Annotated in this window: 19 protein-coding genes; 12 read left to right on the top strand and 7 right to left on the bottom strand. The window is 73.0% G+C overall.

Annotation, left to right across the window (positions count from 1 at the left end):
- Positions 1-11 precede the first annotated feature (11 nt).
- The 6 genes from AW271_RS09255 to AW271_RS09230 are packed head-to-tail and all read left to right on the top strand — an operon-like array spanning position 12 to position 5,891.
- Positions 12-827 (top strand): ABC transporter ATP-binding protein, encoded by an 816-nt coding sequence (locus AW271_RS09255; RefSeq protein WP_169806300.1) that lies wholly within the window; start codon positions 12-14, stop codon positions 825-827.
- A gap of 47 nt (positions 828-874) precedes the next feature.
- Positions 875-1,888: an ABC transporter substrate-binding protein gene (locus tag AW271_RS09250; RefSeq protein WP_062334906.1), complete on the top strand. Its 1,014-nt coding sequence runs from the start codon at positions 875-877 to the stop codon at positions 1,886-1,888.
- Positions 1,869-2,642, top strand: coding sequence for an ABC transporter permease (locus AW271_RS09245; protein ID WP_062334904.1), 774 nt, complete (start codon positions 1,869-1,871; stop codon positions 2,640-2,642). Before AW271_RS09250 ends, AW271_RS09245 begins: the two co-directional genes overlap by 20 nt.
- Positions 2,639-3,418, top strand: coding sequence for an ABC transporter permease (locus tag AW271_RS09240; protein WP_062334901.1), 780 nt, complete (start codon positions 2,639-2,641; stop codon positions 3,416-3,418). Before AW271_RS09245 ends, AW271_RS09240 begins: the two co-directional genes overlap by 4 nt.
- Before the next feature lie 11 nt (positions 3,419-3,429).
- Positions 3,430-5,130: a CocE/NonD family hydrolase gene (locus AW271_RS09235; RefSeq protein WP_062334900.1), complete on the top strand. Its 1,701-nt coding sequence runs from the start codon at positions 3,430-3,432 to the stop codon at positions 5,128-5,130.
- Positions 5,130-5,891 carry an HpcH/HpaI aldolase/citrate lyase family protein gene (locus AW271_RS09230; protein ID WP_062334898.1) on the top strand — a complete coding sequence of 254 codons (762 nt, stop codon included), beginning with the start codon at positions 5,130-5,132 and terminating at the stop codon, positions 5,889-5,891. The genes AW271_RS09235 and AW271_RS09230 overlap by 1 nt, the downstream gene beginning before the upstream one ends.
- A 102-nt stretch (positions 5,892-5,993) precedes the next feature.
- On the opposite strand, the gene AW271_RS40605 is transcribed toward AW271_RS09230, so the two are convergent.
- Both AW271_RS40605 and AW271_RS09225 read right to left on the bottom strand, forming a co-directional pair.
- Positions 5,994-6,167, bottom strand: a complete 174-nt coding sequence (locus tag AW271_RS40605) for a hypothetical protein (protein WP_169806299.1) — start codon at positions 6,165-6,167, stop codon at positions 5,994-5,996.
- A gap of 26 nt (positions 6,168-6,193) precedes the next feature.
- Positions 6,194-7,903: a beta-galactosidase gene (locus AW271_RS09225; RefSeq protein ID WP_062334896.1), complete on the bottom strand. Its 1,710-nt coding sequence runs from the start codon at positions 7,901-7,903 to the stop codon at positions 6,194-6,196.
- A gap of 82 nt (positions 7,904-7,985) precedes the next feature.
- Here AW271_RS09225 and AW271_RS09220 point away from each other — a divergent pair, with 82 nt between their 5' ends.
- From AW271_RS09220 to AW271_RS09200, 5 genes are all read left to right on the top strand, one after another.
- Positions 7,986-10,265, top strand: a complete 2,280-nt coding sequence (locus AW271_RS09220; protein WP_062334894.1) for a TIM-barrel domain-containing protein — start codon at positions 7,986-7,988, stop codon at positions 10,263-10,265.
- An 81-nt stretch (positions 10,266-10,346) separates the two neighbouring features.
- Positions 10,347-11,843: a serine/threonine-protein kinase gene (locus AW271_RS09215; RefSeq protein ID WP_062334892.1), complete on the top strand. Its 1,497-nt coding sequence runs from the start codon at positions 10,347-10,349 to the stop codon at positions 11,841-11,843.
- Entirely contained in the window at positions 11,840-13,111 is a 1,272-nt protein-coding gene (locus AW271_RS09210) for a serine/threonine-protein kinase (RefSeq protein WP_062334890.1), read from the top strand. The genes AW271_RS09215 and AW271_RS09210 overlap by 4 nt, the downstream gene beginning before the upstream one ends.
- A 15-nt stretch (positions 13,112-13,126) precedes the next feature.
- Positions 13,127-16,423 (top strand): hypothetical protein, encoded by a 3,297-nt coding sequence (locus AW271_RS09205; protein WP_062334888.1) that lies wholly within the window; start codon positions 13,127-13,129, stop codon positions 16,421-16,423.
- 50 nt (positions 16,424-16,473) lie between these two features.
- On the top strand, positions 16,474-16,713 hold the full coding sequence (locus tag AW271_RS09200) for a metallothionein (protein ID WP_083973841.1): 240 nt from the start codon (positions 16,474-16,476) through the stop codon (positions 16,711-16,713).
- A 62-nt stretch (positions 16,714-16,775) separates the two neighbouring features.
- Here AW271_RS09200 and AW271_RS09195 read toward each other — a convergent pair whose 3' ends face one another.
- From AW271_RS09195 to AW271_RS09180, 4 genes are all read right to left on the bottom strand, one after another.
- The gene (locus AW271_RS09195) at positions 16,776-18,440 is read right to left on the bottom strand and encodes a serine/threonine protein kinase (RefSeq protein WP_062334885.1); all 1,665 of its coding nucleotides are present in this window, start codon (positions 18,438-18,440) and stop codon (positions 16,776-16,778) included.
- 5 nt (positions 18,441-18,445) lie between these two features.
- Positions 18,446-20,356 carry a serine/threonine-protein kinase gene (locus AW271_RS40600; protein WP_062334882.1) on the bottom strand — a complete coding sequence of 637 codons (1,911 nt, stop codon included), beginning with the start codon at positions 20,354-20,356 and terminating at the stop codon, positions 18,446-18,448.
- Between the two features lie 6 nt (positions 20,357-20,362).
- The gene (locus tag AW271_RS09185; RefSeq protein WP_062334880.1) at positions 20,363-22,432 is read right to left on the bottom strand and encodes a protein kinase family protein; all 2,070 of its coding nucleotides are present in this window, start codon (positions 22,430-22,432) and stop codon (positions 20,363-20,365) included.
- 72 nt (positions 22,433-22,504) lie between these two features.
- Positions 22,505-22,852 (bottom strand): peptidylprolyl isomerase, encoded by a 348-nt coding sequence (locus AW271_RS09180; RefSeq protein WP_062334878.1) that lies wholly within the window; start codon positions 22,850-22,852, stop codon positions 22,505-22,507.
- A 159-nt stretch (positions 22,853-23,011) separates the two neighbouring features.
- Between AW271_RS09180 and sthA the strand changes: the two genes are divergently transcribed.
- A complete protein-coding gene (sthA, locus tag AW271_RS09175) occupies positions 23,012-24,415 on the top strand; it encodes a Si-specific NAD(P)(+) transhydrogenase (RefSeq protein ID WP_062335300.1) in 1,404 nt (467 codons plus the stop codon).
- Positions 24,416-24,431: 16 nt separating this feature from the next.
- Here the strand turns inward: sthA and AW271_RS09170 are convergent, their stop codons facing one another.
- Positions 24,432-25,775 (bottom strand): glucose/sorbosone family PQQ-dependent dehydrogenase, encoded by a 1,344-nt coding sequence (locus tag AW271_RS09170; protein WP_062334876.1) that lies wholly within the window; start codon positions 25,773-25,775, stop codon positions 24,432-24,434.
- Between the last annotated feature and the right edge of the window lie 17 nt (positions 25,776-25,792).

Below are 25,792 nucleotides of genomic sequence, written 5' to 3'. Positions count from 1 at the left end.
CAGTACGTCGCATGTCACTGCACGACCGGCGCAAAGCCCCCACGCTGACCAGCCCCGGAAGGGGCGGCGCGGCCGTCACCATCGACGATGTGACGATGCGGTTCGGGGACCGTGTCGCCGCGTCGAACATCCGGGTCGACGTCGCGCCCGGCGAGATCGTCTCCGTCGTCGGGCCCTCCGGCTGCGGTAAGACGACGCTGCTCCGTGCGGTGGCCGGGCTGATCGCCCCGTCCGAGGGGAGCGTGAAGGTCGACGGCGAGACCGTCGACCGCACCCCCGAGGGGGTCGGGATGGTCTTCCAGCACTTCGGGTTGTTCCCGTGGAAGACCGTCGAGGCGAACGTCGCCTACCCGCTGCGGCTGCGCGGCCTCCCGAAAGAGGAGATCGCGGCCCGCACCCGGGAGCTGATCGGCATGGTGGGCCTCTCCGGATTCGAGAAGTCCTACCCGCACCAGCTCTCCGGCGGCATGCAGCAGCGCACGGGCCTGGCCCGCGCGCTGGCCGTGCGGCCCCGGGTGCTCCTCATGGACGAGCCCTTCGGGGCGCTCGACGCGCAGACCGCCGAGGTGCTGCGCTTCGAGCTGCTCCGCATGTGGGAGGAGCACCCGATCACGATGTTGTTCGTCACGCACTCGATCGACGAGGCGGTGCTGTTCGGCGACCGGGTGGTCGTGCTGAAGGGCCGCCCCGGCAGGGTGCACGAGGTCATCGACGTCGCGCTGCCTCATCCGCGCGACCGTGCGGTGGCGAGGTCGGAGGAGTTCGCCGCGCTGCGCGAACGCGTCTGGTCTCTCGTCATGTCCCCCGACGCCGGTCAGGCGGGCTGAAAGCACAACGGTGCCCGCCCGGAGGCGGCACCTGGGAAGGACGGCACATGTTGTCGATCAAGCGCCTGGGAGCGGCCGCGCTGGCCCTGGTCTCCCTCACCGCCCTCGCCGCCTGCGGCGGCGGCTCCTCCTCGGGCGACGGCGGCGCGACCAGCCTGTCGGTCGGCGTCCCCGGCATCCCGCCGGTCTTCGTGAACCTCATGGCGTACGTCGCCGAGTCGAAGGGCTACTTCAAGGAGGGCGGCGTCACCGTCACCCTGCGGCCCCTGCCGACCGGCGCCGACGTCGGCCGCGCCATCCAGAGCAAGGAGCTCGACGGCGGGGTCATCGGCACCTCCGGCGCGGTCGCGCTGCGCGCCTCCGGCGGCAACGTGGTGGCCATCCTCGGCAACGAGAACCCGTCGTTCCTGATCGCCTCCTCCGACCCGAAGGTCACCGACTGCGCCTCCCTCAAGGGCAAGACCGTCGCCGTCGACGGCGCGGGCGCCCCCAAGGCCCTGTCGGTCAACCAGATGATCGGCTCCTGCGGCCTGACCCCGGCCGACATCACCACCGTGAACGTGGGCGGCCCGCAGTCGGTCGACGCCATGATCGCCGGGCAGGTCGACACGGCCGTGCTGCACCCCGACGAGCTGGCCGCGGTCAACGAGAAGGCGCAGGCCCACGAGGTGGTCGCGCTCGCCAAGGTCGACCCCACCTCCCACTACACGATGCTGGTCACCCGCCAGGACGAGCTCGGCGACGGCGGCAAGCGCCCCGCCTGGGTGAAGGCCGTGGCCGCCATCCACAAGGCGATCACGTTCATCAACGACCCGGCCAACGCCGACGAGGTGTCGCAGATCGCCGCCACCATGACCAAGCGCAGCCCCGAGATCTCCAAGGTCGCCCTCGGCCAGTTCGTCGGCATCAATTTCTGGCCGACCGACGCCGGCCTGACCCGCGACCGGGTCGACCACGCGGTCGAGGCCCAGGTGAAGGCCGGGAACGTGCCCGCCGACAAGGCCCCCACGTACGAGGACTTCGTCGACCTCACGGTGTTCGATGAAGCGCTCGGGAAGTGACTCGCGGCCCCGCGCCGTCGCGGTCGCGCTGGCTGGCCTGCTGCTCGGGCTGATCGCCTGGCAGGTCGCCGGCGAGCGCGACCCGGTCCTGCTGGCCACCCCGGTCCGCTCGGTCGAGGCGCTGGCCGGGATGGTGTCCGACGGCACCCTGCCGGCCGCCCTGCTCGACACGGGCCTGCTGTTCCTGGTCGGGCTGGCCGCCGCGATCGTCGGCGGGGTCGGCTACGGGCTGGTGTTGTCGCGGTCGAAGGCGCTGCGCGGCAGCACCGGCTGGATGGTGTTCGCCTTCCAGTCGGTGCCGATCGTGGCGCTGGCGCCGCTGATCCTGGCGGCGTTCGGGTTCGGTTTCGGGGCCAAGACCCTGGTGGTGTTCCTGAGCGCGGTCTTCCCGATCCTGATCAACACGGTCGAGGGGGCCAAGCACGCGCCGAAGACCCTGCTCGAAGTCGCCCGCGTGCACCGCAGCGGGGAGTGGCCGTTGTGGCGGGACGTGCTGATCCCGCACACCCTGCCCTACGCGATGAGCGGGATCCGGCAGGGCATCGCGATGGCCTTCGTCGGCACGTTCATCGCCGAGTTCTTCCTCCAGGCCACCGGGATCGGCGGCCTGCTGCTGTCGGCCTCGGCCCGGTTCGACTCGGCGACCGTGCTGGGGCTGACCGTGCTGGTGTCGGTGATCGCGGCCCTGCTGATGGGCCTGGGCCGGCGACTGGAGAAGGCGTTCGCGCCCTGGCGCGAGGGGAGCACCGAATGACCGTCCTGACCATGAAGGCCCCGGCCGGCAGGGACGTGCTGGGCAAGGTCGTCGCCGTCGTGGTTCTCCTCGGGGTGTGGCAGGTCGCCGGGTCGGCCTTCCTGCCCGACTACCTTCCCACGCCCGTCGGCGTGCTCGCCGAGCTGGTCCCGACGCTGACCTCCTCGGCGTTCCTCTCCGCGCTGGGGGAGACGGTCGTGGCGGTCCTGCTCGGGCTGGTGCTCGGGTGTGTGCCCGGTACGGCCGCCGGCCTGCTCATCGGCCGGATCACCTGGTTGCGGCAGCTCAGCACGCCGTACATCAGCGGCCTGTACGCCATGCCCATGCTGGCGATCGTGCCGATGGCGACCATCTGGTTCGGCTACGACGACACCACCCGGGTGATCGTGATCGCGCTGTCGGCGTTCCTGCCCTGCGCGGTCTCCACCGCCGACGGGGCCCGGTCGCTGCCCGCCAACCTGGGCGACGTCGCCCGGGTGCTCAACGTGCCCAGGAGCAGGTTCGTGCTCGACTTCGTGCTGCCCTCGGCGTTGCCGTTCGCGGTCGCCGGGGTGCACATCGCCGTCGGCCGGGCCCTCGTCGGGGCCGCCGCCGTCGAGTTCCTGGCCAACCTCGACGGGTTGGGCACGTTCATCCTGACCAGCGCGCGGTCGTTCGCCCAGAACCAGGCGTTCGTGGGCGTGGCCGTGCTGGCCCTCCTCGGCGTGCTCGCCCGCGCCGGAACCGAACGGCTGATCCGGCGCGTCGCGCCGTGGCAGCAGACCCACCAGGACTAGGAGCCCTGTCAATGATCGTCGAATGGGACGTGCCGATCGAGACCGGCGACGGAGTCGTGCTGCGCGCGGACGTCTTCCGGCCCGACGCCCCGGGACGTTATCCGGTCGTGCTCACCTACGGCCCCTACGCCAAGGGCCTGTCGTTCCAGGAGGGCTACCCGAGCGCCTGGACCAAGATGGCCGCCGAGCATCCCGACGCGCTTCAGGGCTCGTCCAACGTCTACCAGGCGTGGGAGGTCGTCGACCCGGAGAAGTGGGTGCCCGACGGCTACGTCTGCGTACGGGTGGACTCCCGCGGCGCCGGGGCCTCGCCGGGCGTGATCGACTGCTTCTCGCCGAGGGAGACGCGCGACTACTACGAGTGCGTCGAGTGGGCCGGCGTCCAGGAGTGGAGCAACGGGAAGGTCGGCCTGAACGGCATCTCCTACTTCGCCATGAACCAGTGGCACGTCGCCTCCCTCCAGCCGCCCCACCTGGCGGCGATCATCGTGTGGGAGGGCGCGGCCGACTGGTACCGCGACGCCACCCACCACGGCGGCATCCGCACCACGTTCTGGGACAACTGGTACGGGATGCAGGTCACCACCGTCCAGCACGGCCTGGGCGAGAACGGCCCGCGCAACCCGGTGACCGGGGCGCTCGCCACCGGTTCCCAGACCCTCTCCGAGGAGGACCTGGCCGCCAACCGGGCCGACCTGGGCGGGAGCATCCAGGCCCACCCGCTCGACGACGCCTACCACCGCGAGCGCTCGCCGATCTGGGACAGGGTGAGGGTGCCCCTGCTGTCGGCGGGCAACTGGGGCGGCCAGGGGCTCCATCTGCGCGGCAACACCTACGGCTACCTGCGGGCCGCCTCCGAGGACAAATGGCTGGAGATGCACGGCGACACCCACTGGTCGCTCTTCTACGCCGACTACGGCGTCGACCTGCAGAAACGCTTCTTCGGCCACTTCCTCAAGGGCGCGGACACCGGCTGGTCGAAGCAGCCGCCCGTGCAGCTCCAGGTCCGCCACGTCGACGCCACGTTCACGCCCCGGTTCGAGGAGGCGTGGCCGATCCCCCGTACGGAATGGACCAGGAAGTATCTCGACGCGGCCCACCTGACCCTGGGCGAGCCGCCGGCCCCCGCGCGGGTCACCTACGCCGCCACGGGACGCGGCGTGCAGTTCGAACTGCCCCCGCTGGCCGAGGCGACCGAGATCACCGGCCCGCTGGCGGCCAAGTTGTTCGTGTCGTCGTCGACCTCGGACGCCGACCTGTTCGTGGTGGTCCGGGTGTTCGACCCGGCGGGGGAGGAGGTCGCCTTCCAGGGCGCGCTCGACCCGCACACCCCCGTCGCGCAGGGCTGGCTGCGGGCCTCCCACCGTGAACTCGACCCGGATTTGTCGCGGCCGTGGTTGCCCGTCCACACCCACACGAACCCGGCGCCGCTGACGCCTGGGGAGATCTACGAGCTCGACGTGGAGATCCTGCCGACCTGCCTGGTCGTGCCCGAGGGCTACCGGATCGTGCTGGAGGTGCGCGGCCGCGACTACGAACACGACAAACCCGCCGGTCACCTGTCGAACCTCCGCAACCCGCTCAAGGGCTGCGGCCCCTTCCTGCACGACGACCCGGCCGACCGCCCGGCCGAAATCTTCCACAACGAGGTGACCATCCACACGGGCGGCGACACGGCCTCCTACCTGCTGCTTCCCGTGGTGCCCGGCTGATGCTCCGGGCGGCCCTGTTCGTCCCCGGCGACCGTCCCGACCGCTTCGCGAAGGCGGCCGCCGCCGGGGCCGACACGATCATCCTCGACCTGGAGGACGCGGTCGCGCCCGCCGCCAAACCGATGGCGCGCGAGCGGGTGCGGGCGTGGCTGGCGGGCGGCGGTTCCGGCCTGGTACGGATCAACGCGCGCGGCACCGAATGGCACGCCGACGACGTGGCCCTCGTGACCGAGTTCGGCTGCGGCGTGATGATCCCCAAGGCCGAGTCGGCCGCCGACGTCTTCGGCACGGCCTACCCCCTGATCGAGACCGCGGCGGGGCTGCTCAACGCCCGCGAGATCTGCGCCGCGCCGGGCGTGGTGCGGCCGGCCTTCGGCAGCGTCGACCTGGCGGCCCAGCTGGGCGTCTCCCCCGATGACCGGACCGCTCTCCTGCAGGCCCGTTCCCTGCTGGTGCTGGCGGCGCGAGCGGCCGGGGTGGGCGCTCCCCTCGACGGGGTGACGACCGACCTGACCTCGGACGACAGGGTGCGCGGCGACGCGGAGCACGCGGCCTCACTCGGCTTCTCGGGGAAGTTGTGCGTGCATCCGCGGCAGGTCGGGCCGGTGCTGGCGGCGTTCACGCCGTCGGAGGAGGACCTGGCCTGGGCCCGCGAGGTCCTGGCGGCGTCGACCGGGGGAGTGGGGGTGGTCCGGGGTCGGATGATCGACAAACCCGTCGTCGACCGGGCCCGCCGTCTGCTGCTTCCGGAGATTATGTGACGGGGTGGCGACCGTGTTCAGGCACGGCCGGCACCCCGTCACCGTTGTGCTGTCGCGCGGCGCGCCGATTGCCGCGCGGCCCTCACGGGGTGATACGGCCGTTCAGGCGACCGTGGTCGGGCCACCGGTGCGGGGAAATCTGATGATTTTGGCGTCGCGGTACGCCCGCAGGTCGATCACCGTTGAATCGCCCCTGCTGTCACGGTGAGACGCCCGCCTGCGCAGAGCCGACGTGATGTCTCTGACCTTCGCGAGCGACGGCACCACCTTGAGCATCGTTCTCCCCCGCCGTGATGGTTCCCTTACCTCTCCACATATGTACCGGTTGGACAGTAAGAGGGGTGTAAAAGGCAGGTCAGAAGCTTTTCATAGCCTTTGTCGGCCAATCGCGTGGACAAATACCACGCCTTACCGAAGCGGGTGATGGCGGGGGTCCCGTCGGGGTAGGCGACGACGGCCTCGGCGCCGTCGAGGGCGATCTCCTCGCTCCAGAGCGAGGCCTCCGTGCCGTCGGAGAGGGTCAGCGGCCCGGCGAGAGGGCGATGTTCCCTGATCGTGATCCCGAAGGCGGGCAGCCGGCCGCCGAGCCGCACCCGGAGGTGCTCGTCGGTGACGGCCGAGAAGTAGGACATGAGGACCGTGCCCTCGCAGGCGGCCAGGTTCGCCAGGGCCGCGTCGGTGACCGGCAGCAGGCTCGGCACGATGACCAGCCGGAACGGCGACAGATCGTGTTCGGGGTGGACGAAGGCCACGTGGTGCCCGGCCCGGTAGAGGAGCCGGTGGGGCTGTTTGACCGCGTCCAGGTAGTCGAGGTCCTGCGAGGGCAGGCCCCGGCCCTGCAGCGCCCACCACGCCTCGTCGTCCCAGACGATCGCGACCTCGGGGGTGCGCCTCGCCGGAGAGGGCAGGGCCGCGAGGGTCTCGCCCAGGGCGGTGATCTCGCGGAAGGTGCGGGTGTCGGGGCCCGCGTGCGGCACCATGCCGTGGAACCACTGCTCCGCGCCGCCCCGGGAGGCGCGCCACTGGAAGAACATCGCGCCGATCGAGCCGCGCTCGACGTGGATCAGGGTGGTCCGGGCGAGGTCGCCCGGCGGGCGGGGGAGGGTGCGTCGCGGGGTGTACTCGACGGCCGCCGCCTGTTCCATCAGGATCCACGGCTTGCCGCCCGCCCACGAGCGGGCCAGGTCGGCGGTGAAGGCCGACTCCTCGGCCAGGTCGCCCGTCGGGTAGTCGTCGACGGCCAGCAGGTCGACCTCCCGGGCCCACTTCCAGTGGTCGACCGGCACCCACGCGCCGAAGGCGAAGTTCGTGGTGACCGGTTTGCCCGTCGGGCGCAGCAGGTCGCGCTGTTCGGTGAAGTGGGCGAGCATCTCGTCGGAGAGGAACCGGCGGAAGTCGAGCAGCTGCGACGGGTTCGGCAACCACTGGGTCGCCCGGGGCGGCTGGATCTCGTCCCAGTCGGAGTAGCCCTGCGACCAGAACGCCGTCGTCCAGCGTTCGTTCAGGGTGGCCAGGTCGCCGTGGCGGGCCCGAAGCCACGTCCGGAAGGCGCGGGCCACGTGGTCGCAGTGGCACCAGGTGCCGTACTCGTTGTGGACGTGCCACATCGCCAGCGCCGGGTGCCCGCCGTAGCGCTCGGCCAGCACCGACGCCAGTTCCCTCGATGCGGTCCGGTACGCCGGCGCGCTCACGCAGTAGGTGTCGCGGCTGCCGTGGCCGAGCCGGGTGCCGTCGGCGGTGACCGTCAGCGTGTCGGGATGCCGGCGGCCGAACCACGGGGGCGGCGACGCGGTCGGCGTGGCCAGATCGACCTGGATGCCGTTGTCGTGCAGCAGGTCGAAGACGCGGTCGAGCCGGCCGAACTCCCAGCGTCCGGGCGCGGGCTGGAGGCTGCTCCACGCGAAGACGCCGAGCGTGACGAGGTTGACCCGGGCCCGGCGCATGAGGGCGACGTCCTCGTGCCAGACGTGTTCGGGCCACTGCTCGGGGTTGTAGTCGCCGCCGAAGTACATCGTCTCCCGCTCTCGTTGACGTTTGTTGGGATGGACGGCAAACTAATTATCATACAAGCCGCCATACCGTTGGAGTGCAGCGATGCCGTATCGCCCCCCGTTGATCGCGCGCGAGTACTTCGTGGCCGACCCGCCCGAGCTGCCCGTGCGGCAGCACGGCGAAGGCGGGATCGCGAGGCTGGCGCGGGCCGAGGTGGTGGCCTCCGACGGTTGCGGCGTCACCTTCAAGGGGGTGACCTCCACCGACGAGTCGCTCGTCGTCCAGGTGAGCGCGGCGGGGGAGGGGATCGTCCGGGTCAAGCTCAGCGAGCAGGCCGACGCGCGCACCCGGTCGGCGCGGGCCCTGCGGCTGACGAGGCCGGTGCGGTCGCCCGCGCAGGTCACCGTCGGCGACGAGACGGTCGTGGTGGACGCCGGGGCGGTGCGGGCGGAGATCCGGCTGAACCCGTGGAACCTGCGCTTCACCGACCCGGCCGGGCGGGTGCTGACCGAGCAGGACCCCGGCCGCCCCGACATCTCCGGACGGCTCCGCACGCTCCCCTTCGGCCGGTCCCAGGTCGACGGGGTCACCGTCGCCTACCACGAGACGTTCCTGGCCCCGGCCGACGAGGCGTTCAGCGGGTTCGGGGAGTCGTTCACGCCGCTCGACAAACGCGGGCAACGGCCCCTGATGTGGAACTTCGACGCGTTCGGCGCGGAGTCGCAGCGGGCGTACAAGAACGTGCCCTTCTACCTGTCCAGCCGGGGATACGGGATCGTCGTCGACAGCGGGATGCCGGTCGAGTTCGACGTGTGCCAGTCGACCCACAGCGACGTGCAGATCGTGGTGCCCGACGACCTGATCGACTACTACGTGCTCGGCGGCCCCGAGCCCGCCGACGTGCTGCGGCGGCTGCGCGCGCTGACCGGGCCGGCCGTGCTGCCGCCCAAGTGGGCGTTCGGGGCGTGGATCTCCTCGGGGTTCTTCCGCGACAGCCAGGAGCGGGTGCTGGAGCGGGCCCGGAAGATCCGCGACCGGGGCATCCCGTGCGACGTGCTGCACCTCGACACGTTCTGGCAGATCGACGGGCACTGGTCGGACCTGCGGTGGGACCGGCAGGCGTTCCCCGACCCGGAGGGCATGCTGGCGGAACTCGCCGAGCAGGGTTTCCAGGTCTGTCTCTGGATGAACCCGTACATCTCCCACCTGAGCCCGGCCTTCGAGGAGGCGGCCAGCAGCGGCTACCTGCTGCTGACCCGCGACGGCGAGCCCTACGTGGCCGACGCCTGGCACGGCTCCTACCCGGCCTGCGGCATCGTCGACTTCACCAACCCCGCCGCCCGCACCTGGTTCCGCGGGCTGCTCAAGGGGCTGCTGGAGCAGGGCGTCCAGGTGTTCAAGACCGACTTCGCCGAGGGGGTGCCCGCCCGCGCGGTCGCCTACAACGGGATGAGCGGCGCCGAACTGCACAACGTCTACTCGCTGCTGTTCAACGACCTGGTCGCCGAGGTGACCCGCGAGGTCGCCGGGCACGGCCTGGTGTGGGCGCGGTCGTCGTACCTCGGCGGGCAGCGGCATCCGGCGCAGTGGAGCGGCGACGTCGACGCGACCTACCCGGCGATGGGCAGCACCATCCGCGGCGGCCTGTCGCACGGGCTGTCGGGCATCCCGTTCTGGAGCCACGACGCCGGCGGGTTCACCGGCACGCCCACCCCTGACCTGTTCGTGCGCTGGGCGCAGTTCGGGGCGCTGTCTCCGCTGGTGCGCTTCCACGGGACCACCAGCCGCGAGCCGTGGGAGTTCCCCGAGCACGCCGAACGCGGCGCGGTCGAGGCGCTGCGGCTGCGCTACCGGCTGATGCCCTACCTCTACTCGGCGGCGGTCGAGGCGGTCACGACCGGGCTGCCGATCATGCGCGCCCTGTGCGTCGACCGGCCCGGCGACCCGGTGAGCTGGCAGGCCGACCTCCAGTACCTCCTCGGCCCCGACCTCCTCGTCGCCCCGATGACCTCGGCCGACGGCACCCGCGACGTCTACCTCCCGGCCGGGACGTGGGTCGACCACTGGACCGGCGAGCACCACACGGGCGGCCGCTACCTGCGCGTCTCCCCGCCGCTCGACCGGATCCCCCTCTACGGACGCCTCGGCGCGCTGATCCCCACGACGACCCCCGGCCCGACCGTGACCGACACGCCGGAGATCTCCCTTCTCGTGTACGGCCTCCCCGACGGCGAGTCCCGGACCGTGGTGCGCGACGTGGACGGGGAGACGGTCGTGACGGCCGTACACGACCACGGACGGCTCGTCGTGCGGTCGGACGGGCCCAAGACGATCGTCGGGGTGGAGATCGTGGGCGGTTCGGCGGAGGTCGTCGTCGGCTGAGTGCCCTGGCGGGACCGCCGAAGGCGGCCGGGGTTGACGAATGGTCAATTCGGGCCGGTCCGGTTTCGCTATTCTCCCGGTATGGCCGAATCGATCGGGGAACGACTGGCCTCCCGCTACCTCCTGCTGCGTCCCCTCGGCTCCGGTGGCATGGGCACCGTCTGGCTCGCCCGTGACGAGATGCTCGACCGCGAGGTCGCCGTCAAGGAACTGCGCATTCCCGACGGGATGGGGGAGCGGGAGCGGGCGGAGCTCGTCACCCGCGTGATGCGCGAGGCCGAGGTGACCGCACGGTTGCGGCACCCGGCCGTCGTCAGCGTGCACGACGTCCTGGTCGCCGACGGCCGGCCCTGGATCGTCATGGAGCGGCTCAACGGGCGGCCGCTGTCGGCGGAGATCTCCGCCCACGGCGGGCTCCAGCCGGGCGCGGTGGCCGAGATCGGGGCCCGGATGGTCGACGCGTTGTCGGCCGCGCACGCCCACGGCGTGCAGCACCGCGACGTCAAGCCCGGGAACGTGTTCCTCACCGTCGACGGGCGGGTGGTGCTGACCGACTTCGGCATCGCCCGGCAGGCCGACACGACCAACCTGACCGGCGACGGCATGCTGATCGGCTCCCCGGGCTTCATCGCGCCCGAGCGGCTCGAAGGCGACCCCGGCGGGCCGGCCGCCGACCTGTGGTCGCTCGGGGCGACTCTGTACACCGCGCTGGAGGGCGTGCCGCCGTACCGGGGCGGCCACGTGCAGGTCATCCAGGCGACGCTGACCGCGCCGGTGCCCGCGCCGCAGGTCGGCGGGCCGCTGGGCGCCCTGGTCAGCTGGCTGATGGCGCGCGACCCGGCCGACCGGCCCGACGCCGCGACCGCGGGGCGGCTGTTCCAGGAGATCGTCCGGGGCGGCAACCCCGACATCGCGCCGGTACGCCGGAAGAAGAACAACGGGTTGTGGGTCGCGGTGGCCGCCGGGGCCGCGGCCGTCGTCGCGGCGGCCGTGGTGCTCGTCGCGCCCTGGGAGTCCGGCGGCGCGGCCGCCCCCACGGCGCAGCGGCCGCCCGCGCCGGTGTTCACCGAGCGGGTCGACTTATGCCGGGTCGTCTCCGCCGGCCAGGTCAAGGCGCTGCTCGGGCAGGACGCCCGGCCGAAGGAGATCGAGGGCGGCTGCCAGTGGACGGTCGAGGGCACCGGCCTGCGCCTCGAACCCGCCACCGACTCCGACACCCCCGACTGGTGGGACCTCGACCCCGAAGCGGCCCGCTCCCTGTACGGCGGCATCCAGCGCCGCATCGCCAACATGCCCCGTGACTCGTCCCTCATCTGGTACGAGATCGGCACCAAACGCCGCATCACCACCGTCACCTCGGCGATCCGCCCGCTCACCGGCGTCGGCGAGGAGGCGTTCACCTGGGACGTCACCTCCTCCGAGGGCCGGATGATCGCCGTCGACGTCTACTTCCGCGTCGGCGACTTCGTCGGCCGCGTCGAGTACGCCGACCTGGGCGACCGCACCGCCGACCAGCTCCGCTCGGGCGCCGAGACCGCCGCCCGCGCCGCGGCCGACACGCTGTGGGGTCACGCGTGACCCTGCTCGCCGGCCGCTACCGGCTCGCCGAACCCCTCGGGAAGGGCGGCGCGGGCACCGTCTGGCGTGCCCACGACGAACTGCTGCGGCGCGAGGTCGCCGTCAAACAGATGCGCACGCCCAGCGACCTCGGGCCCGGTGAGCTGGCCGAGTACACCTCCCGCGCGATCGGGGAGGCGCGGGCCGCCGGGCGGCTCAACCACCCCTCGATCGTCAAGATCCACGACGTGGTGCCCCACGACGGCGCGCCGTGGATCGTGATGGACCTGGTGCCGGGAACGTCCCTCGACAAGCTGCTGCCGCTGCCGAGCACCCGGGTCGCCGAGATCGGCCTGTCGATCCTCGACGCCCTCGAACTCGCGCACGCCCACGGCATCCTGCACCGCGACGTCAAACCGGCCAACGTGCTCGTCGGCGACGACGGCCGGGCGATGCTGGCCGACTTCGGCATCGCCGCCCCGTTCGGGGCCGACCCGGCCGACAGCTCGGGGTCGCCGGCGTACATGGCCCCCGAACGGTTCCGCGGCCTGCCCGCCGGCCCGCCGTCGGACCTGTGGTCGCTCGGCGCGACCCTCTACGCGGCCGTGGAGGGCCGGGGCCCCTTCCACCGCAACCTGCCCGCCGCCGTGGTGGCGGCCGTCGTCATGCACGACCCGCCCCCGATGGCGCAGGCGACCCCCGCGCTGGCCCGCGCGGTCGGCGCGCTCCTCGCCAAGGACCCCGCCCACCGCCCTCCGGCCGCGACCACCCGCCACCTGCTCAGAGACGCCGTCGCCGCGGTGCCCCCGCGCTCGCGCCGGACCGGCCGCTGGGCGATCGGCGCCGCCCTCACGATCGCCCTCGGCGTCGGCGCGGGCTGGGCCGCGTCCCGGTTCGCGGCCGGGCCGGACGACGTGCCGGCCCGCTTCACCGCCGCCCCCGACGCCTGCACGTCGCTGACCACCGCGCAGATCACCCACCTGCTCGGCACCCAGGCCAACGCCGAACCCACGCCCGACGGCGGCTGCCGCTGGATCAACCGCTCCGGCGGAACCGAAGTGGTCGTGGGCTACCGCCTGACCACCGGAGCCGCCCCCGCCCGCCCCGACGGCGCCGAGAACCTCACCGGCGTCGCCGACGAGGCCTACGTGGCGCCCGCCGACGGCGGCGCCACCGTCTGGTTCCGGAGAAGCAACCTGTCCGCCCAGGTCACCTACAAGTCGCCCGGCGACGACACCAGGGAGCGCGCCCGCCAGGCCGCCCAGCTGGTCGCGGCCGGAATCGGCTGACCAAGGAGTCCCCCCATGTCCGAAGATCCCCAGAAGCCCCGGAACCACCTGCGTGCGGTCCCCCCGCCCCCGGAGGACACGCCCCCAGCGGACCCGCCGGCCTTCGGTTCTCCGGCACGGGATCCGCGCCCCCACGCCTACGACGAGGACGACCCGGCCACGGGCGAGATCCCGAAGACGACCGGGCCGAGCCTGCCGTTCGTCCGCCGGCCGGGCGAATCGGGCGTCCCCATGATCGGCGACCCGACGAGGGTGGCATCGTGGCGCAACGAGGACCCTGCCCCGGAACCCCCGCCTGCACGGGACCCGGGCCTGCGCCCGGACGAACCGGACCCCTTCGGCGCGATGCTCCGCGACCTCGACCAGCCGACGCCTCCCACGGACGGCGGCCCGAGCGACGACACGACGAAGCGCGACGGCGGCGACGCGGCCGAGCGCCCCGGCGAGCCTTCCGCGGGGCCGCAGGGCGGCGACCCCGGCGGCGTCGACCCGGCGACCACGCGGTTACGGGAAAGCGCCTCCGAACTGCCGAGGCGGATCCCCAAGTCGTCCACCCGGCAGTCGGCCACCCCGTCCTCCCCGCCGTCTGACCGCCCCGGCTGGTTCGACACCCCGGCCAGCCAGCCCCGCAAACCCCAGACCCCGGAAGGCCCGCCCGGGGGGCTCCGTCCGCCCGCGATGTTCGGCGCGCCGACCCCGGAGGGCCCGCCCGAGGGCCGCTCCGACTTCCGCGACTTCAGCCGCCCGGACGCCCCCGGACGCGGCGGCGGCCCGGTCCCCCACGGCCCCTCCGACCGGCACGCGCCGGGCGCCAACGGCGTCTCCCCGATCGCCGACGGCCCCGCCTCCGGCCGACGCCCCGGTCAGGCCCCGAACCAGCCCTCCACCCCCGGCCAGGGTTTCGACGCCTTCGGCTCCAACCGCCCCTCGCAGCCCCCGGCGAGCCCGCACCAGCCATGGCCCTCGGCCGGACCCGACTGGCCCGGCATGCCGGAGCCGCCCGCCGACCCCCGCCAGTCCTCACCGACCACCCCGCCACCGGCTTTCGGCGCCCCGGGCCCGCAGTGGCCCGGCCCCGAATCACCGTCGGGCCCGCAGCCGTTCGGCGTGGAGTCCTCGTCGGGTCCGCAGAGGCTCGGTGCGGATGGTCCGACTGGCCCGCAGTGGCCCGGTCTGGAGCCCCAGGGCGGCGCGCAGTGGCCAGGTGTGGAGTCCACGTCCGGCCCGCAGCGGCCTCCTGCGGAGTCTTCGCCGGGTCCGCAGTGGCCGGGCGCGGAGGGTTCCCCCACCGCCAAGTGGCCCGGCACCGAGTCCCCGTCGGGTCCGCAGCGATTCGGCGCGGAAGGTCCGAGCGGCGCGCAGTGGCCCGGTTCGGAGCCTCAGGGCGGCGCGCAGTGGCCGGGCGCCGAGTCCACGTCCGGCCCGCAGTGGCCCGGCGCCGAGTCCACGTCCGGCCCGCAGTGGCCCGGCGCCGAGTCCAAGAGCGACGCCCCCTGGCCCGGCACCGAGGGGTCTCCCACCGCCAAGTGGCCCGGCACCGAGTCCCCGTCGCCCGAGTCCCGTCAGGAGTCCTCTGGCCTGACGGCCCCGGGGTCGGCCTGGTCCACCCCGTCCGAGGGCACCCCCTGGGCGCCGCAGACGCCGAGCACCCCCGAGCCTCCCGGCCCGCACGGCCACGTCCCCCGGGGCAGTGAGCGGTGGCGCGGACCCGCGGACGCCGACCAGCCCCCGCAGGGCCCCTGGAACCCGCAGGCCCCCCAGGGCCAGGCGGGGCCCGAGGGCACGGCGGTGTTGTTCCAGCCGCAGGCCAACGGCGCCCCGAGCGGGGGCGGCGACCCGTGGCAGGCGCAGAGCGGGTGGCAGCAGCAGAACTCGGGCCCGTGGCAGGGCACCACCCAGCCGGGGTGGGCGCAGCCTCCCGGGCCGCCGAAGAGGAACAAGTGGCTCTGGCCGCTGATCGCGGCCGTGGTGGTCCTGGTCGTGGCGGGCGGCACGTTCGTGTTCTTCCAGACGACCGGCGGCGAGGACACCCCGCAGACCGCGCCGCCGCCGAAGACGGGGGCGACTCCCGAGGCGTCCGGGGCGGCTCCGCCGGCGGCGGGCGACGACCCGAAGGGGGCGACCGACTTCGACGTCTGCGCGATGCTCGACCCGGAGCAGACCGAGCGGCTGGTCCCGGCCGCCAAGATCGACATGCGGATGTCCGACGAGCGCGACGGGAACCTCGTCAGCTACGTCCGGTGGACGTGCGAGTGGACCAACCGCAACATCTCGTTCGGCGAGTACAACCGCCAGCGGCAGATCACCGTCAACGTCGCCCGCTACGAGGCGATAGGCGACACCACCGCCGACAAGGCCGCCTCGATCCAGTTCGACGGCGAGAAGCGCCAGTACGACTACACCGCCTCGGTCTCCAACGAGGAGCGGTACTACTCGAAGCCCTCGGTGTTCACCGGCATCGGCGAGGCGGCCGTCGCCCAGTACCAGTGGACGCGTGAGGACGACTACCGCTACGCCTTCGGCACCGGCATGGGCCGGGTCGGCAACATCACCTTCGACGTCAAGTACGAGGCCAGCCAGCAGCACAAGGAAGCCGACGTCCTCACGAACGACACCAAGCAGTCGATCACCGAGGAGAACGCGATCCGCGAGGTCAAGGCGCTGCTGACCCAGCTGGCCCAGTCGGCCGAGGCCTGGTACGCCAAGAAGCCGCTCCCGTTCGCGGGCAAGGCCCGCCCGAGCCCCACGCCGACGGCGAGCCCGTCGCCGGTCAAGATCGCCCTGCCGCCCAACTGCGTGACGATGAACCCGGTGGCCGCGAAGCTGGTGCCGCAGACCGAGGGCCTGGCGCAGTCGCTCACGGAGGGCAAGGCGAAGCTGACCGAGTGTCAGTGGTGGAACGACGCCATGCCGGTCGAGGGCGGCAAGGTCCGCTGGCGGAACCTGCGGATCGGCATCCGGGAGTTCCCGAACGCCGAGATGGCCCGGTTCTACCTGGTCGACGAGCGCGGCAAGAGCCGGGGCACGGCCGGGTCGAAGATCGGCGGCATCCAGTGGAGCAAGATCCAGAAGATCCCGGGCCTGGGCACCGACAACTACGGCCAGGCGATCAGGCAGCAGACCGAGACCGCTTACAGCGGTGCCTATGAGGTCAAGGTCATGCAGGGCACGTTCGTCGTGACGGTCCTGTTCGGCGGCGCCGACCGCCCGGCCGGGACCGAGATCAACAACATCGGGGCGGTGCTGATGCCCCTGCCCGAGGCCGCCGCCGGGGCCAAGGAGATGGCCAAGGGCCTGCTCGCGACGCTGTAGCCGGTTTCCCCCTGGGTAGGTAAGCGGTAACGACCTATCCGGGGGGAATCATGGCCGCTTGCGAAGTATGCGGAAACGACTACGACATGACGTTCGAGGTGCACGCCCAGGGGGCCGTCCACACCTTCGACAGCTTCGAGTGCGCGATCACCAGGATGGCGCCGATCTGCGAACACTGTGGCTGCCGCATCATCGGCCACGGCGTGGAGGCCGACCGCAAGTGGTTCTGCGGCGCCCACTGCGCCCGCTCGATGGGCGCCTCGGAGATCGTCGACCGAGTGATGGCCTGACCAGAGTTCCGGGCGATCAGCGTGACCAGCCGGCTTGATCGCCCGGGACCAGCCGGGGTCGGTCATGAGTAATGGATGATCGTTTCCTGGTCCGAGTTCAGGTCGGCGAGGGTCCGTCGGGTGGCCCCGCTGGTCGCGTCCACCGCGAGCACCCTGCGCCCGTCGCGCACGATCAGGGTGTCCTCGTTGAACCAGCCGATCACCTCGCCCGACGACCTGAAAGGTCCGGGAGCGCAGATCCCCGACGCGCAGGCCCCCGCATACCGCCGCCCCGAGGGCGAGAAGACCAGGCTGGACATTCCGTCGTAGGCCCGGGACCGGGTCCCATCCGCGCCGTACACCACCCCGCCGGACGTCACGGTCGCGCCGGGCCCGAAGGCGAAATCCGTCTCCGGCGAACCCACGCTGACATAGGCCGACCGCCGGGCGGCCACGTCCACGAGCACGAACCCCGTCCGCCCCTCCTCCGACCACACGGTCAGCAGCACCCGCCCCCCGTCCCCGGACCAGACAGGAGACCGCACCGCCAGCGGCGGCTCCACGGTCGGCACGGCGAACGTCGCCCCGTCCCGTGTGAACGTCACCGCGTTCCCGTCGGCCGCCGACCGGGGCGCCCAGTTGACCTCCGCCAGGGTCGTCCCGTCGGGCGACACGACCGGATGCCGCTGCCGTCCGGTCGGCGCGAAGGAGTCACGCGAGCGCACATACGACCGGATGCTCGTCACGGACGTACTGACACTGAACGACGTGAGCCGGACCGGGTCGGACGCGTGCTCGTGCAGAAACCCCGGCAACTCGGGCACCTCGACAGAGGTGAAGGCCGCCGACGGCGGGCCCGACGACCGGGGCGGCTCGGGCCGCGACGCCCACACCGCCACCCCGGCGGCGGCGGCCGCGACGGCCAGCGCCGCCCCGGCGACCAGAATCCGCCGCCCGATCCGCCGGGAGGCCGCCGGCGCCCGCCCGAGCAGCCGCAACAACACGTCGGAGGAGGCCGGCCGGGCGAGCGGGTCCTTGACCAGGCAGGCCGCGACCACCTCGCGCAGGTCCCCGGTCAGCGGGCCGAGGTCGGGCTGGCCGCGCAGCAGCCGGTTCAGCACCGCCGGCACCGTGTCGGCCCCGAACGGCGGCGTCCCGGACGCCGCGAACACCACCGTCGCCGCCCACGCGAACACGTCGGCCGCGGGGCCGGGTGGCGTCTCGCCGAGCTGCTCGGGCGCCATGTAGGTGGGGGTGCCGACCGCCCCGGTGCCGGTCGCCTCGGCGTCCACGGCCCGGGCGATGCCGAAGTCGATCACCCGGGGGCCGTCGCGGCCGAGGATCACGTTCGCGGGCTTGAAGTCGAGGTGCACCACCCCGGCCCGGTGGATGGCCGACAACGCGGTGATGGTGCCGACGGCCACCGACCGCAGCGGGCCCCCGGCCAGCGGGCCGCGCTCCCTGACCAGGGCCTGGAGCGTCGGCCCTTCGACGTACTCGCTGGCGATGTACGGCACGCCGTCCGCCACCCCGAACCCGAGCACCTGCGCCGCGCAGAACGACGCCACCTCCGGCAGCACCTCGGCCTCGCGCAGGAAACGTTCGGCCGAACCGTCCTCCGGCACCGCGTGCAGCACCTTCACCGCCACCTGCCCGCCGTCGGGCGCGGCGGCGAGGTAGACGGTGCCCTGCCCGCCGGCCCCCAGGGTCCGCAGGATCGTGTAGCCGCCCAGCCGGGTGCCCTCCACGGAGGTCAGCTCCGCAGGAAGAACAACTGCACGAGGGGGTCGTCGCCGGGCAGGTCGAGCTCGACCAGGGTCCGGGTGGTCTCGCCGGCGAAGTCGATCACGTCGGCGCGGTACTCGCCCTTCTCCTCCCGCGAGTAGAGCAGGTGGGTGGCGTCGAACCAGCCGAGCATGCCGTCGCCCTTCCCGGAGGGCACGCCGCCCCGGCGCGCGCCGGTGGCGGTGTCCCAGACGCAGAAGACGTGCCGTTTCTCGCACTGGGTCGTCACGAACGACCGCCCGTCGGGGGAGAACCAGGACGTCCCGGCCGGCAGCCCCACCCAGTGGAAACCGCGCAGTACACGTCCGGTCAGGTCGTGGAAGCGCACGCCGTACCGGCCCTCGGGGGTCAGGTAGGCGGTGGCGACCTCGCGGCCGTCGGGCGTCCACCGGAAGGCGGGCAGCGCGCCGAGCCGCGCCTCGGGGTCGGCGGCCAGGAACGCGTCGCGGTCGGCGTCGTTGGCGGTCTCCACGACGGTGGCCGCGCGGGTGGCGGGGTCGACGACCACGAACCCGAAGGGCACGACGTCGGTCGCGCCCTGGCTGACCCACAACGACAGCAGCAGCCGGGTCCCGTCGGGCGACCAGGCCGGATTGTGCGCGCTCAGCGGCGCGGAGACGGTCGGCACGGTGAACCGCCGGCCGCTCGCCCGGTCGGTGAACTCGACGTCGAGCCGCTCCGTGCTGGCCACGAACAACTCGTCGATCGTGGCCGTCCAGCGGCCGTCGGGCGAGACGACCGAGACGTGGTTGTCGCCGCCGGTCCGGTCGAAGCCCGCGCCGTCGCGGCTGCGCGCGAACGCCGCCGTCGCGTCGGCCGACACGCTGGCCCGGTAGGAGGCCAGCCGCAGCGGATCGCCGGGCCGCTCGTTCAGCACCCCGCCGGTCAGGGCCAGCGGCGACGGCCCCGGCGAGGGGAACGCGGCCGGGCGCGCGGTCGGCGCGGCGCTCGGCGCCGGCTTCCGCGCCTGCGGGGCCGGAGCGGGCGCGAGCAGGTACCCTCCCGCGCCGGACACCAGCGCCAGCGCCAGCCCGCCCGCCGCGAGGGCGACCGCGCCGCCCTTCCGTCTCTTCTCGGGGACTGTACGGCTCACGCCGACCTCGGGCGCCACGACCACCCGGGGCGCGGTGGCGGGCAGCACCGTGTCGAGCGCCCCCGCGTGGCCGAGCAGCCGGAGCAGCGTCTCCTCGGCCCCCGGCCGGGCGGCGGGCTCGTCGGCGAGACAGTCGGCGACCAGGTCGCGCAGCGACCCCGAGAGCGGCCCGAGGTCGGCCGCCCCGTACGAGACGCGTGTCGGGTTCTCCCCGAACGGCGGCCGCCCGGTCGCGGCGAACGCGATCACCGCCGCCCACGCGAACACGTCGGCGGCGGGGCCCGGCGGCTCGTCGGGGTCCTGCCAGAGCTCCTGGGCGTCGTCGGCCCGCCAGGCGGGCGTGACCGGCCGTTCGGCCCCGATCAGCCGGGGCCCGTCGGGCCCGAGCAGCACCCGTCCGGGCGCGATGGCGTCGTGGGTGAGCCCGGCCCGGTGGAGGGAGGCCAGCGCGGTCGCCGTGGCGACGGCGAGCCGGTGCAGCGCGGGCCCGGCCAGCGCGCCCCGCTCGGCGATCTCCTCGGCCAGGCTGGGCCCCGGCACGTACTCGGACACGATGTAGTCGCGCCCGGTGTCCAGGATGTGCGGCGTGCCGACGGCCGCGGCCTCCCAGACGCGGGCCAGCGCCTCGCGTCCGGGCGCGTCGAGCGGCCGGGCGAGCCTGCGCGCGGCCACCTGTTCGCCGCCGGGCGCGGTGGCCAGATAGACGTCCCCGCCCAGACGGCCCACCAGGGGATAGGGGCCGAGCGAGGCCGGGTCCTGCGGGGTGAGCGGCTCGACGGGAGGCATCAGGGTTCAGTTCCCCGTGTAGTAGAGGAGCAGGTCGGTCGTGTCGTCCTTGGGCGGGATCTCGGCCAGCACCCGCTGCGGCCGGCCGCGCAGGTCCATGGCCACGATCTTGTGCGGGTCCTCGCGCGGGTCGGCGACGATCAGGTGGGCGTCGTCGTACCAGCCGTACAGGAGGCCGTCGGGGTAGAACAGCGCGATCGACGCCTGCCGCACCCCGGTCGCGGTGTCCCAGACGCAGTACGTGCCGCCGCTCGGGCAGAACGTCACGAACGTCTTCCCGGACGGCGAGAACATGCGCCGCCCGTAGGTCTCGCCCACCCAGTGGTAGGACTTGGTCAGGTCGCCGGTGAGGTCGCGCAACCTGATCCCGTGCTCGGTCTCGGTCCGGTAGCCGACCACGACGCCCGAACCGTCGGGCAACCAGGCGAAGTGCCCTTCGCCGCCGGTCGTCTCGTCGTCGGTGTCGACGGTGGAGACGGCCCGGGTGGCGACGTCGACGACGACGAACCCGGCCGGGCGGCCCTCCTCGCCGGAGGTGGTCGTGAGCATCAGCTTCGCCCCGTCGCGCGACCAGGTCGGGCGGGTGTACGCGACGCCGGGGGTGACCGTGAAGGGTTCACCGGCGCCGGTGAACGTGATGGTCTCTGGGCCCACCGCGGCGAGCCACTTCCCGCCGGGTGCGCGGGCCGGTTCGAGGTCCTCGCCCGGCAGCTCGGTGAAGGCGTCGCCCTCGGCGCGCACCCACGTGTCGGCGCCCCTGCGGTAGCCGGTGAGCCGGGCCGGGTCGGCGGGGTTCTCCCGCAGCGTGATGGCCGGCCCGGGAGCGGTGAAGCCGCCGACGGCGGGCGGCGGGGGAGCCGGGTCGTCGACGGCGGCCAGCGTGCTGACCGAGGTCGAGGGCACGCCGGTCGCGGCCGCCGGGGCGGCCGCCGCGCCGGTCTTGGTGCCGCCGAGCAGGTAGCCGCCCAGCCCGGCGACCAGCACGATCGCGACGGCGGCGGCGGTGACGGCGACCCAGTTGGGCCCCCGGCGGGGCGGCAATGGCGGGACGGCGGGCTCGGTCTCCTCCGGCTCGGCCGGAGGAAGGGTGGCGACCACGTCGAGCGTGGCCCGGTCGATGGTCAGCTGCGTCTCGCCGATCAGCCGTTCGAGCGCCTCCCGCGCGGTCGGCCGCTGCCCGGGGTCCTTGGCCAGACAGGCCGCGACGACCCCCGCCAGCCCTTCGGGCATCCCGCCGAGGTCGGGATCGTCGTGGAGGACGGCGTTGATGGTGGCGGCGGGGGAGTCGCGCTCGAACGCGTGCCGCCCGGTGGCGGCGAAGACCATGACGGCGGCCCAGGCGAACAGGTCGCCGGGCGGCGCGGGCGGCCGAGGGTCGGGACGTAACGCCTCGGGCGGCAGGTAGGCGAGCGACCCGACGGGCCGCGTCTCGTCGGCGGGGGAGTCCGGGCCGGTCTCGGTCTTGGGCCACGTGGCGACCCGCTCGGCCACCCGGGCGGTCGCGTCGGGGTCGTTGGCCTCGGCCGTCGCGGCCCCGCGGCCGTCGACCCGCGCCGTGGCATCCGGGTCGCCGGTCTCGGTTGCCGGGGAAGGGGCGGCCGAGGCGGCGGACCGGGTGCTTCTGGTGACCCCCTCCGTCACCAGGGCGTCGAGGTCGAGGAGGGCGAGCCGGGGGCCCGCGCCGGTGAGGATCACCGACCACGGGGTGAACGAGCCGTGGGCCACGCCTTCGCGGTGGAGGCCGGCGAGGCCCGTCATCGAGGCGATGGCCAGGCGCTGGGCGTCGCTCTCCGGGAGGGCGTCGTCCAGATGGCGGCCGTCGACCTTCTCGACCACCACGTAGGGCTCGCCGCCGGAGGTGCCGGCGTCCAGCAGCGACAACCACGGGTAGCCGCCCGCGCGCTGGAGTTCGTCGACGCGTTCGAGGAAGGCGTCGGGGTCGGGCAGGCGGGTGTGGAACAGCGTCAGCAGGGCGCCGTCGCCCGTCTCGAACGAGGCGGACCGATCACCCGGCGGGTACGCGCCGACCAGGGTGTGGCCGCCGAGCCGGCGGGGATCGCGGAGCGGCTGTGGCACTGCCAAGTGGATCCTCCGATTACGCGTCGGTGGATCATTATGGCGATCAGCCTACTGCCGAATCCCGAAATATCAGGATTCGAAAGCGACCAATCGGACAATGACCCACCCGTCCCCGTCGGGCATCGGCGGGAACGTCGTGCCGGGCACCGCCGCGAAGACGTGCGGCATCTGCTCGCGGGTCACCGTACCGAACATGTCGCCCGGGAGGGTCATGCCCAGGGCGTCGGCCCGCTTGGCGGCCGAGTAGAAGCTGCCGCCGTTGTCGAGCTCGGCCGCGATCGAGGCGGCGCCCCACGCGTCGGCCAGCCGGATGAAGGCGACCTTGGCCCGCTCGGGCCGTTGTGACTGGGCGATGAGGTAGTCCTCGATCTCCCAGATGAGCAGTTCGCCGAGGTACTGAGGGGTGTCCTTCCACATGGGGCCCGATCCTGGCGGAGCCCGCTTGATGTCTGCTTGTCTCCCGATTGCACCGGTATGGTGGCCGTCACGTTGCCGCCGCCGCACAACCCGGCCAATTGTCCGGTGAAGCCGGTCAAGGTCTTCTCGTCGCTGGTCGCAGCGACCACACTGCTAGGTGTGAGCGACTTTGATGTACTCGTCCTGGGATCCGGGCCGGGTGGGCAGAAGGCCGCCATCGCGGCCGCCAAGCTGGAGCGCCGGGTAGCGATCGTCGAGCGGCGCAACATGATCGGCGGGGTGTGCATCAACACCGGCACGATCCCCTCCAAGACCATGCGCGAGGCCGTGCTCTACCTGACCGGCCTCAGCCAGCGCGAGATGTACGGCCGCAACTACCGCGTCAAGGAAGAGATCGGCATCGCCGACCTGACCGCCCGCACCACCCACGTCGTGGGCCGCGAGGTCGAGGTGATCCGCAACCAGCTGTCCCGCAACCGCATCACCACGCTGACCGGCTCCGGCCAGTTCCTCGACCCCCACACCATCGCGGTGATCGACGACCGGGGCCGGGAGACGAAGGTCACCGCCGACAAGATCATCGTCGCCACCGGCACCCGCCCCGCGCGCCCCGACAGCGTCGAGTTCGACGGCTCCACGATCATCGACTCCGACGGCATCCTCCAGCTCGACCACGTGCCCGACTCGATGGTCGTCGTCGGCGCCGGCGTGATCGGCATCGAGTACGCCTCCATGTTCGCCGCCCTCGGCACCAAGGTCACCGTGGTCGAACGCCGCGACCGCATGCTGGAGTTCTGCGACCTGGAGGTCATCGAGGCGCTCAAGTACCACCTGCGCGACCTGGCCGTCACGTTCCGGTTCGGCGAGACGGTCGCCGCCGTCGAACGCCACGAGCGCGGCGCCCTCACGATCCTCGAGAGCGGCAAGAAGATCCCGGCCGCCACGGTCATGTACTCGGCCGGCCGCCAGGGCATGACCGAGTCGCTCGCCCTGCACACCGCCGGCCTGGAGGCCGACGCGCGCGGCCGGATCACGGTCGACGAGCACTACCGCACCGCCGTCCCGCACATCTACGCCGTCGGCGACGTCATCGGCTTCCCCGCCCTGGCCGCCACGTCGATGGAGCAGGGCCGTCTGGCGGCCTACCACGCGTGCGACGAACCGGTCTCCGACATGAGCCGCCTGCAGCCGATCGGCATCTACACGATCCCCGAGATCAGCTTCGTCGGCGCGACCGAAGACGAGCTCACCGACGCGCACGTCCCGTTCGAGACCGGCCTGTCGCGCTACCGCGAACTGGCCCGCGGCCAGATCATCGGCGACACCCACGGCATGCTCAAGCTGCTGGTCTCCCCCGAAGACCGCACCCTCCTCGGCGTGCACGTCTTCGGCACCCAGGCGACCGAGCTGGTGCACATCGGCCAGGCCGTCATGGGCTGCGGCGGCACCATCGACTACCTGGTCGACGCCGTCTTCAACTACCCGACCCTGTCGGAGTGCTACAAGGTCGCGGCCCTCGACGCGATGAACAAGCTGCGGCGGGTCCAGCGCTTCAGCCACTAGCCCGCCCCGGGGGCGGTCAGAGCTCGTAGGCGAGGATCGCCCCCGGATTCGCCAGGTCGCGCGTCGGCCTGCCGTCGGGGCCCCGGGTGAGGCCCGCGGTGTCGGTGGCGATGTAGAGGGTCGTGCCCGCGGGGTCGAGAGCGGTGTCGCGGTAGCGGTTGACCGTGTCGGCGATCCGCTCGGCCTTTCCGGCCTTCTCCCCGCCCGGGTCGAGGGGGATGCGGTAGACGGCGCCGTCCTTGAGCGAGGTCGCCAGCAGGCTCCCGGCCGGGCCGGGCTCCAGGCTCGACAGCGCCAGGGTCGGCCAGCAGACGAACGCCGTCGCGGGGTCGCAGTCGGGGTCGGCGCGGAAGTCGAAGCCGTCCTCCACCGTGTCGAAGGTGGCGAGCGGCGGGGCGAAATCCGGGTCGTCCCAGTCGGTCTCCTCCGTGTACGGAACGCCCGCCGGAATCTCGTAGTCGCTGAACCTTTCAGCCGCGCAGCCGCCCTCCGCCTCGGCCCACCGGGCGTGGACGTACGCCTTGCCGTCGCGGTACCCGGCGACGTGCGGCCAGCCGTAGTTCTTTCCGGACCGCAGCAAATTGACCTCGTCGTCGGTCTTGGGGCCCTGGTCGGTGCCGTACAGGAGACCCGAGGAGGTGAAGGTCAGCCCCTGGGCGTTGCGGAAGCCCACCGCGTAGACGTGGCTGCGCACGCCGCCGAACTCCGGGTTGTCGGCCGGGATCGAGCCGTCGGGGCGCAGGCGCAGCACCTTGCCCTGGTAGGCGCGCCAGTCGCCCGCTTCCACCTGGGCCGACGTGGGGAGCGTCTGCGCCTCGATGGTCTCGCAGTAGAGGCCGAACTGGTTGGCCCCCTGGTCGCCGATCGTGTAGTAGAGCGTGCCGTCGGGGCCGAACCGCAACTTGCCCGACTGGTGGTCGACGCTGGAGACCAGGCCGGTGAGCACGTCGACGGGGCTGGTCAGGGCCTGCTTGGCCGCGTCATAGGTATATCGGACGATCTTCGTCTGGCGGCGTTCCCCGGCGTAGGTGTGGGCGAGGTAGACCCAGTCGTGGCCGTCGCCCTTCAGCAGGCCGGGGTGCAGGGCCAGGCCGAGGACGCCGTCCTGGCCGCCCTCGGTGTGCAGGGCGCCCTCGACCGTGAGCGCCACGGACGTGCGACCGTTCTTCGGATCGACGCGGGTGACCCGGCCGCCGCTCTTCTCGGTGACCCAGAGGAACCCGTCGGGCCCCCACACCATCTCGTAGGGGTCGGCGAGCCCGGTGGCGACCACCCGGACCCCGCCCGGCGCCGGCGCTTCGGGGGAGGCGCACGCGGCGAGCAGACAGGCCGCCAGCACGACCGATGAGATGCCCTTCATGGGCCTAGATGGGAGCA

Source organism: Herbidospora sakaeratensis (assembly GCF_001570525.1).
Taxonomy (GTDB): domain Bacteria; phylum Actinomycetota; class Actinomycetes; order Streptosporangiales; family Streptosporangiaceae; genus Herbidospora; species Herbidospora sakaeratensis.
This window is presented reverse-complemented; position numbering and strand designations above follow the sequence as displayed.

What these genes read in the sequence shown, in the direction of transcription:
- AW271_RS09255 (WP_169806300.1), top strand. Translation starts at nt 12, where the DNA reads ATGTCACTGCACGACCGGCGCAAAGCCCCCACGCTGACCAGCCCCGGA.
- AW271_RS09250 (WP_062334906.1), top strand. Translation starts at nt 875, where the DNA reads ATGTTGTCGATCAAGCGCCTGGGAGCGGCCGCGCTGGCCCTGGTCTCC.
- AW271_RS09245 (WP_062334904.1), top strand. Translation starts at nt 1,869, where the DNA reads ATGAAGCGCTCGGGAAGTGACTCGCGGCCCCGCGCCGTCGCGGTCGCG.
- AW271_RS09240 (WP_062334901.1), top strand. Translation starts at nt 2,639, where the DNA reads ATGACCGTCCTGACCATGAAGGCCCCGGCCGGCAGGGACGTGCTGGGC.
- AW271_RS09235 (WP_062334900.1), top strand. Translation starts at nt 3,430, where the DNA reads ATGATCGTCGAATGGGACGTGCCGATCGAGACCGGCGACGGAGTCGTG.
- AW271_RS09230 (WP_062334898.1), top strand. Translation starts at nt 5,130, where the DNA reads ATGCTCCGGGCGGCCCTGTTCGTCCCCGGCGACCGTCCCGACCGCTTC.
- AW271_RS40605 (WP_169806299.1), bottom strand. Translation starts at nt 6,167, where the DNA reads ATGCTCAAGGTGGTGCCGTCGCTCGCGAAGGTCAGAGACATCACGTCG.
- AW271_RS09225 (WP_062334896.1), bottom strand. Translation starts at nt 7,903, where the DNA reads ATGTACTTCGGCGGCGACTACAACCCCGAGCAGTGGCCCGAACACGTC.
- AW271_RS09220 (WP_062334894.1), top strand. Translation starts at nt 7,986, where the DNA reads ATGCCGTATCGCCCCCCGTTGATCGCGCGCGAGTACTTCGTGGCCGAC.
- AW271_RS09215 (WP_062334892.1), top strand. Translation starts at nt 10,347, where the DNA reads ATGGCCGAATCGATCGGGGAACGACTGGCCTCCCGCTACCTCCTGCTG.
- AW271_RS09205 (WP_062334888.1), top strand. Translation starts at nt 13,127, where the DNA reads ATGTCCGAAGATCCCCAGAAGCCCCGGAACCACCTGCGTGCGGTCCCC.
- AW271_RS09200 (WP_083973841.1), top strand. Translation starts at nt 16,474, where the DNA reads ATGGCCGCTTGCGAAGTATGCGGAAACGACTACGACATGACGTTCGAG.
- AW271_RS40600 (WP_062334882.1), bottom strand. Translation starts at nt 20,356, where the DNA reads ATGCCTCCCGTCGAGCCGCTCACCCCGCAGGACCCGGCCTCGCTCGGC.
- AW271_RS09180 (WP_062334878.1), bottom strand. Translation starts at nt 22,852, where the DNA reads ATGTGGAAGGACACCCCTCAGTACCTCGGCGAACTGCTCATCTGGGAG.
- AW271_RS09170 (WP_062334876.1), bottom strand. Translation starts at nt 25,775, where the DNA reads ATGAAGGGCATCTCATCGGTCGTGCTGGCGGCCTGTCTGCTCGCCGCG.